At 45.9% G+C, this 8,521-nt stretch carries 6 protein-coding genes; 5 read left to right on the forward strand and 1 reads right to left on the reverse strand.

Annotated elements, in window-relative coordinates; all coding sequences use genetic code 11:
* Positions 1-61 precede the first annotated feature (61 nt).
* The 5 genes from gshB (at position 62) to AC5EF3_RS08740 (ending at position 6,050) form a co-directional block, all read left to right on the forward strand.
* A complete protein-coding gene (gene gshB / locus AC5EF3_RS08720) occupies positions 62-1,006 on the forward strand; it encodes a glutathione synthase (protein WP_015828922.1) in 945 nt (314 codons plus the stop codon).
* 126 nt (positions 1,007-1,132) lie between these two features.
* Positions 1,133-1,453 (forward strand): hypothetical protein, encoded by a 321-nt coding sequence (locus AC5EF3_RS08725; protein ID WP_015828921.1) that lies wholly within the window; start codon positions 1,133-1,135, stop codon positions 1,451-1,453.
* A 73-nt stretch (positions 1,454-1,526) separates the two neighbouring features.
* Positions 1,527-3,065 carry a YifB family Mg chelatase-like AAA ATPase gene (locus AC5EF3_RS08730; protein ID WP_493547761.1) on the forward strand — a complete coding sequence of 513 codons (1,539 nt, stop codon included), beginning with the start codon at positions 1,527-1,529 and terminating at the stop codon, positions 3,063-3,065.
* A 97-nt stretch (positions 3,066-3,162) separates the two neighbouring features.
* On the forward strand, positions 3,163-4,680 hold the full coding sequence (locus AC5EF3_RS08735) for a response regulator (RefSeq protein WP_493547762.1): 1,518 nt from the start codon (positions 3,163-3,165) through the stop codon (positions 4,678-4,680).
* Positions 4,677-6,050: an AmpG family muropeptide MFS transporter gene (locus AC5EF3_RS08740; RefSeq protein WP_015828918.1), complete on the forward strand. Its 1,374-nt coding sequence runs from the start codon at positions 4,677-4,679 to the stop codon at positions 6,048-6,050. The genes AC5EF3_RS08735 and AC5EF3_RS08740 overlap by 4 nt, the downstream gene beginning before the upstream one ends.
* Before the next feature lie 66 nt (positions 6,051-6,116).
* Here the strand turns inward: AC5EF3_RS08740 and AC5EF3_RS08745 are convergent, their stop codons facing one another.
* Positions 6,117-8,414: an NADP-dependent malic enzyme gene (locus tag AC5EF3_RS08745; RefSeq protein WP_015828917.1), complete on the reverse strand. Its 2,298-nt coding sequence runs from the start codon at positions 8,412-8,414 to the stop codon at positions 6,117-6,119.
* Positions 8,415-8,521: the final 107 nt, after the last annotated feature.

Genomic DNA, 8,521 nt, shown 5'->3' on the forward strand with positions numbered 1-8,521 from the left:
ACCATTTTCTTCGGCAAATTGCCGAGGATATTTCTATGCTTGCTGGAGGCTAATGCCCGCTATGAAAATTGCCGTTCAAATGGACCCGCTTGAAAATGTGAATCCGGCAGGGGACACAACGTTTGCAATGATTGAAGAGGCGCAGTCGCGTGGCTTTTCGACATGGGTTTATGGTGTTGATGATCTCTTTTATGATGCGGGTGATGTGAAGGCATGGGCGAGACCTGCAAAGGTTTTTCGTCGAGATGATGGTCATTGTGAAATAGGCGAACGCGTATTGCTAGATTTACGAGTAGATGTTGATGTCATTTTGATGCGTCAGGATCCACCATTTCACATGGGTTATCTAACGGCTGCTCATTTGCTGGAACTCGTCAAAGAAGACACGCTTGTCGTTAATGATCCAGCGTGGGTTGCTTCAAGTCCTGAAAAAGTGTTTCCGCTTATCTATCCTGAACTTCAGCCACCCACTTTGATAAGCCGGTCGCTTGAGGCGATTCAGGCCTTTCGCAAAAAACACAAAGATATCGTACTCAAGCCGCTTTATGGACATGGCGGTGCTTCAGTTGTGCGGGTCAAGCCGGATGATGGGAATTTTGAAGCATTGGTTGAAATGTTTCAGGAAAAAGCACCAGAGCCATTTATCGCACAAGCTTTTTTACCTGATGTAACAGCAGGTGATAAGCGAATTATTCTTGTTGACGGTGAGCCATGCGGTGCAATTAATCGAATGCCACCAGAAGGAGCAATTCGCTCTAATCTTGTTGTTGGTGGTACGGCGCAGGGATCAGAACTGACAGAAAGAGAACTGGAAATTTGTGCGAAGATTGGACCGGAACTAAAAAGACGTGGTCTGATATTTGTCGGTATAGATGTGATCGGCAATTATATGACAGAGGTGAATGTAACTTCCCCAACAGGTGCGCAGGCGATTAAGAAAATGACAGGAATAGATCCAGTCGCCAAAATGTGGGATGTCATTCAGGCTAAGTTCAAAAAGAGCTAATATAATAGAAGCTAAAAGTTGACATAGTTAACGCTGGCGGGTCGAATAGGGTATAAGCTGTGTTTCAGATTGGCTTTGACCATTTTCTTGACAGGCTAAAGTAGAATTTGAAGGAATATCTTCGTTATGAAACAATTGTCTATAGGTATTTTTACGTGTGCAATGATTGCATTTATTCCGTCAGCTTGTGCGGCTGAAAATGATGCAAATCCACCTGGCGAACCAACAAGCGCGCCGGCAAGTTCGAGTTCAAGCTTCAATTTTTCTATTCCGGGAGACGCGTCAGCTCCGCCAGCAGGTGGGTTTAATTTCAAGGATGCTGATGAAGCGACTGAGGGCCAAACGGCATTGGGAAAAGTTGAATTGCCAGTGGATGATGCTGTGAAAATTGAAAGCTTTGATACGGAAATTATTATTCCCAAAGCAGATGTTACAGACGCCGAATAGACATTAGTTTATTTTTGTTCTTCATATGTTCTGATTTTTGTGTTAAACCACATTGGAGCATATGGGGGATGATATGGTTAGCCGCACAACAACATTTGCATTTGAAGGGGTTACTGCCAATCCCGTCGATGTTCAGGTTCAACTTTTTAACGGGCAACCACATTTTGCAATAGTTGGATTGGCTGATAAAGCCGTGGCGGAAAGTAAAGAGCGGGTTCGGGCAGCTTTTGCTGCGCTTGGTTTATCTTTTCCTCCCAAACGTATCGTCGTAAATCTTGCGCCTGCTGACCTTCCCAAAGAGGGGAGTCATTATGATCTAGCGATTGCACTCGCGCTTTTGCAGGCGATAGATGTTGTTCCAACAGGTGCACTGGATGATTTGGCGGCGATTGGTGAGTTGTCTTTGGATGGCCATATCGCCATCATACCTGGTGCGCTACCTGCGGCAATGGCGGCGGAAGCAATGGACAAAACTCTTATTTGTCCTGAAGTCTGTGGCCCAGAGGCTGCTTGGTCCGGTGGTCATGTCTTAGCAGCAAAAAGCCTGATGGCGTTGATTTCTCATTTTAAAGGAAATCAGCAAATTCCTGCAGCGAAAGCGGGTGAGCTTACCGATAATGTAGCAATACCTGACTTGAAAGATGTCAAAGGACAAGAGGGCGCTAAGCGTGCTTTGGAAATTGCAGCGGCTGGTGGGCATAACCTTTTGATGATTGGTCCTCCAGGATCGGGAAAGTCCATGCTTGCCCAGCGGCTTGCGGGTATTTTACCGCCTTTAAGTGCGCATGAATTGCTAGAAGTTAGTCAAATACAATCTATTGCGGGTGTTTTGGAAAAAGGCAAACTTTCCCGCGTGCGGCCATTTCGATCTCCGCATCATTCGGCCAGTATGGCGGCGTTAGTGGGGGGAGGTATCAAAGCAAGACCTGGTGAGGTGTCTTTAGCCCACCATGGCGTTTTGTTTTTAGACGAAATTCCAGAATTCTCTGGGCAGGTTTTGGATAGCCTCCGCCAACCCCTAGAAAATGGTGAAGCTGTCATTTCACGGGCGAATAGGCATGTGCGTTATCCTAGTCGTTTCCAGCTTATTGCTGCGGCTAATCCGTGTAAATGTGGAGGTGGCCCATCGGAAAGTTTGTGTCGACGTAAACCTACTTGTAAAGCCGATTATATGGGGCGCGTGTCGGGCCCATTTCTCGATAGAATAGATCTATTCATTGATGTCCCTGCAGTGACGGCGATGGATTTGACCTTACCTCCGCCTACTGAGGGGAGTGCGGAAGTTGCTGAACGGGTATGTAAAGCAAGATTATTGCAGGAAGAAAGATATCGTGAAGTATCAGGAGCGCGGCGTTTAAATGTAGATGCTGATACGCAGGCTATTGATGCATTTTGTACACCCGAGCAGTCCGGTTTGGATTTGTTGATGCAGGCGGCGCAAAAACTAAATTTATCAGCCCGTGGCTATCATCGTGTGTTGAAGGTTTCGCGAACTATAGCTGATTTAGATGGATCAAAATTGGTCAGGCGGATTCATGTCGCAGAAGCGCTAAATTATAGATATCGCCCAATAGGCTTGCCAAAGGTCTCACATGATATCTTAAAGGTTTGATTTTCAAGACATAGCCGTCTGGAATTTCCGAATGTAAGGTTTTGTTAACCAAGGCAATTGCTATGTCAGTCTAACAAACCATAAGCGAGCCGTATTCATGTCATCACAGAGTGCATCTGATAAACCAGAATTAATTGCCACTGAGCAGACATTAGAGCCTGATACGTCGCAGCGCTTTACGGCATCTGTTTCGCACGAAATTCGTACGCCTTTGAACGGTATTCTGGGAATGGTTTCTTTGCTTAAAGAAACTGAGCTTTCTTTGGTTCAAAAAGAATATGTTGAAGCGATTGGAAAAAGTGGGTCTCGTCTTCTGGACTTGCTTAACAATGTTTTGGATTATTCACGCCTTGAAGCTGGAGATATTCCATTAGATATTGCAGCATTTGATCCTTCTGAACTTATTCAGGATGTCGTTGAATTGCTTGCACCAAGAGCCCATGCGGCAAATCTTGATATTGCAGCAGCGCCTTCACCCAGTTTGCCAGCAAGCTTCCTGGGTGATGCAGGGCGCATTAGGCAGATACTCTTCAATCTTGCGGGTAATGCAATTAAATTCACACAAGCAGGTGGAATACTGGTTACGGCACGTCTGGCGACATCAGGTGAATTAGTTTTTGCTGTTCGCGATACTGGTGCAGGAATTCCCAAAAAAGACCAAGAAAAAATATTTTCAGCCTATGGGCAGGTGTCTGCGTCCGATGCTGGAAAAGATAGTGGTGTCGGATTGGGTCTAGCGATCGCGCAAAGACTTGCATTGGCCATGAAGGGGCGTTTGCATATTTCTAGCGAGCTTGGGTCTGGCGCAGGGTTCTTTTTGACATTGCCGCTTGAGGTGAGCGAGTCAAAAAAGAGTACAAAAAAGGCTATTTCGAAAACTCAATTATGTGTGGATTTGAGGGCAAGTTGTGCCTCTCAAATTGCGGTTATGAGTGCGCTTGCGGATTCTGATTTGATATGTCGCTTGCCTGCGCATAAAGAAAAGCCCGATGTTGCTATTTTAGATGGTTCTCATTCGCCTGCTGACATCAAAAAAACTGCGAAAAAAACGCCAACCTTGGTTATCCTGAGACCAGAAGATCGCGCGCAAATTCCCAAATTTCGTGAAATGGGGTGTGTTGGCTATCTTATCCGGCCGCTGCGGGGTAGTTCTATCGCTGAACGCGTTGCAATAGCTGCGCGGGGTGAGGAATTTAAAGAGAGCCAAGAAAGTATCGAAACTGCTTTACCTGGGTCTCGTGCTTTGATCGCTGATGATAATCCGGTAAATTCTTTATTGGCAAAACGCGCATTAACGACAGCGGGTTTTGCTGTTGATACAGCGGGCACTGGCGCTGAAGCGTTAGAAGCAGTCCAAAATACGCCGTATTCTATCATCTTTATGGATGTTCGAATGCCGGTAATGGATGGCTTAGAAGCGACGCGACGAATACGTGCTTTAGGTGGCGTGACAGGAAAAGTGCCAATTATAGCGGTGACAGCCGATGTCGACCCTGAGCTGGAAACGAAAGCAGAAAAAGCAGGCGTTAGTTTGATCGCTGCTAAACCAATAGACCCTCAACGTCTGCGTGAGTTGGCATTGAGTTGGGCTGTCTCAGGAGGGATGCAGGTATGAGGGGAACTAAAACCAACGAATTTATAGATATGCTTGGGAGATTGAAGGAACCTAAGTTTGCTTCGATGTTAGTTTTGGGTTTTGCATCCGGCTTGCCTTTGATGATGGTGTTCCAAAAACTTTCGGTATGGCTACGTGACGTTGGAATCGACAAATCAACGATTGGCTTCATGTATTGGATCACGATTGCCTATACGCTCAAATGGTTGTGGTCGCCGGGTGTAGACAGAATAAAAATACCTTATCTTACAAATAAACTAGGCCAACGCCGATCATGGATGATTGTTGCAATGATAGGCACAGCAATTGGTTTGTTTGTGATTGCGAGTTCTGATCCAGTTAATGCACTTTGGACGACGCTATTGGGAGCAGCAATACTTGCTTATTCTGGTGCGACTTTGGATATAGCAATTGATGCATGGCGAATTGAATCTGCTGAGACTGTAGATCAGGGGACAATGGCTGCGATTTACCAATTGGGCTATCGGTTTGCAATCATGTTTTCCGGTGTTGGGTTGGCTTTGGCTGATTATTTCCCGTGGATTGTGACGTTTTCGCTTATGGCTTTAATTATGCTCATAGGGGCCACATTGGTGCTTTTGATGCGAGAGCCTGAGCATGCAGTCCGGATACAAAATGAAAAAGCTAATCAACCCGTTCATATCTCAATTTCAAATGCGTTGGTTGAGCCATTCAAGCAATTGATCTCACGTCTTGGAATATGGATATTGCCCGTTGCTGGGGTTGTCGCGCTTTATCGTCTGCCAGATTTCACGATGGGCGTTATGGCGGCTCCGCTTTATGTAGACCTTGGTTATACAAAGACAGTTATTGGTGGGTTTCAAAGTGGATTTGGGCCATGGTTTCTTATTGCGGGCGCTTTTCTAGGTGCGATTGGTGTCGCGCGATTAGGTGTATTAAAAGCGCTTCTATTTGGTATTCCGCTAACGTTTTTGACGACGGCTGCCTATGCATTGTTAGCAAATTTAGGCATTCCAGACCAAGCAGATGCGATACGAGCAGCAAATGATGGGCAATTGGTTGGAATTACAGTTCCGAGTAATTTCTGGTTATTTGCGGCAATCGGCGCTGATAATATTGCAGGAGGTTTTGTCGGGACAGCATTTATCGCATATCTCTCAAGCCTGACTGACCCTAGAAATGCGGCAACGCAATATGCTTGTTTGAGTTCTCTATATGCATTTTTCTGTAAGTTTGCAGCGGGTTTTTCTGGGGTGATAGCCGAAACTATAGGATATGCAGGGTTATTTTTATTGTCTGCATCCTACGTTATTCCAGCGGCAGCACTGATTGTTTTCATATTAATGATGGGCCCTCAGACTGCGAAGGGTGAAGCGGATTTATCCTGATTACCCAATCATAAGAAAAAAGGCCGCTCGTTTGAAACAAGCGGCCTTTGATTTAGTAGATTTAGTTTAGACAACTTTCCAGCGAACATCTTTTTCGTCGCTGTGAGGGTCATACGCTGCAAATGTTGCCATGTTGACGATATCTGAAACGGTTGATCCCATTTGTACAATTTGGATAGGTAAGGTCAGACCCAATAAGAGGGGGCCGACAACTGTTGTGTCACCAAGGTTTGCAGCAAGTTTGGTGGATATAGATGCCGCGTGAATGGCTGGCATAACCAAGATGTTTGCTGGGGCACTTAAGCGTGAGAATGGGTAAGTGTCGCGCATATTCGGATTTAGCGCGACATCAACAGCGATATCACCTTCATATTCAAAATCGACATCATCGCGCGTTGCCATTAATTCTGCCGCTTGTCGCACAACATCTGCCCGCTCACCATGAGGGTATCCAAAGGTAGAGTTGGACAAGAAAGCGACACGTGGCTCAAAGCCCATGCGGCGCACAACTTTAGCAGACAAAATAGAATTGTCTGCAAGCTCTTCAGCTGTTGGCATTTCTGTGATTGATGTATCGGCGACGAAGAGAGGTCCATTTTTAGAGATAATGATGGACATACCAATTGCGTGTTCGCCGCGACGTTCATCTGCAACAAGTCTGATGTCTCTAAGCGCTGTATTATAGTTACGGGTAAGGCCGGTAACCATCCCGTCAGCATCGCCGCACGCGACCATGCAAGCACCAAATACGTTACGATCATTATTGACCATACGTTGCACGTCTCTTTGAAGTAGACCACTTCTTTGCGTGCGTTCGTAAAGATAGTCGAAGTAAGCTGGATTATTGTCAGACAAACGTGCGTTGATGATTTCTAATTCATCTTCGGGAACGCCAACTAATCGCATATTGCGTTTAACTTGTTCTTCGCGTCCAATTAGGATTGGGTGGCCAAGTTCTTGGGTTTTAAAGGCAAAAGCTGCACGGATAATTGCAGGTTCTTCACCCTCAGCAAATACAATACGTTTTGGTGCTTCACGACGTACAGCGCCTTGGAAACGCTGTAAAAATCCAGCAGATGGATTTAAGCGACGAGCCAAGGTGTTGGAATAGGCTTCCATATCTTCAATTGGCTTGCGCGCCACACCTGTATCCATTGCTGCTTGGGCCACAAAAGGAGGGATGTAGGAAATCAAACGTGGGTCAAACGGAACAGGAATGATGTAGTCGCGTCCAAATTTTGGACGGGCACCATGATAGGCAGCTGCCACTTCATCAGGCACATCTTCACGTGCAAGCATTGCGAGTGCACGAGCACATGCAACTTTCATTTCTTCGTTAATTGCAGATGCCCGAACGTCTAGCGCGCCCCGGAAAATATAAGGGAAACCAAGTACGTTGTTGACTTGATTTGGGTAATCAGAACGGCCGGTTGCGATGATTGCATCGCTACGAACTTCCTGAATTTCTTCCGGTGTGATCTCAGGGTCAGGGTTGGCCATCACAAAAATGATGGGGTTTTTGGCCATAGATTTGACCATGTCTTTACTGACTGCACCCTTTACGGAAAGGCCAATTAGTACATCAGCGCCATCAACAGCTTCGGCAAGAGTGCGTTTTTTGGTTTTAACCGTAAATGCAGACTTATATTGATCCATACTTTTGGTACGGCCTTGATAGATGACACCATCGCGGTCACACATCAAAATATTGCTTTTAGGTACGCCAAGGTGGTGGATAAGGCCTGCAACAGAAAGCCCTGCGGCACCGGCTCCAGAAATTGCGACTTTGATATCTTTTAGGTTTCGACCCGTAATTTCTGCGGCATTGATCAGTCCAGCAGCTGCGATGATTGCAGTTCCGTGCTGATCATCATGGAATACTGGGATATTCAGTTTCTCACGTAGCTCTGCTTCAATTTGAAAGCATTCGGGAGATTTGATGTCTTCGAGGTTGATGCCACCAAATGTCGAACCGATCATCCGCACGCATTCGATAATTTTATCGGGATCTTCTTCATCTATTTCAATGTCGAATGAATCAACATCCGCAAAACGTTTGAATAGAACAGACTTACCTTCCATCACCGGCTTTGAGGCGAGGGCACCCAGATTTCCAAGACCAAGAATAGCCGTCCCGTTTGAGATGACCGCTACAGTATTACCTTTGGACGTATAATCATACGCAAGGTCTTGATCTTTTGCGATTGCTTCAACAGGTATCGCCACACCAGGGGAATATGCCAAAGACAGATCTCTTTGAGTCTGCATAGGCTTTGTCGGTAACATTGAAATCTTACCGGGTGTTGGTTCCTGGTGGAAGGCAAGCGCTTCTTCATCCGTGAAAGATGGGCGTTTGGAGCTCATGTCTTTGTCGTCCTCGTGTGGCAATTAAGCCTATTTATTATTATCTCGTACTTATTCGGGCTTGTATTGCAGATTTCTCTCTTTTGGAGTCATTCTGCTGTGAATAA

This window comes from Hirschia sp. (assembly GCF_058892565.1).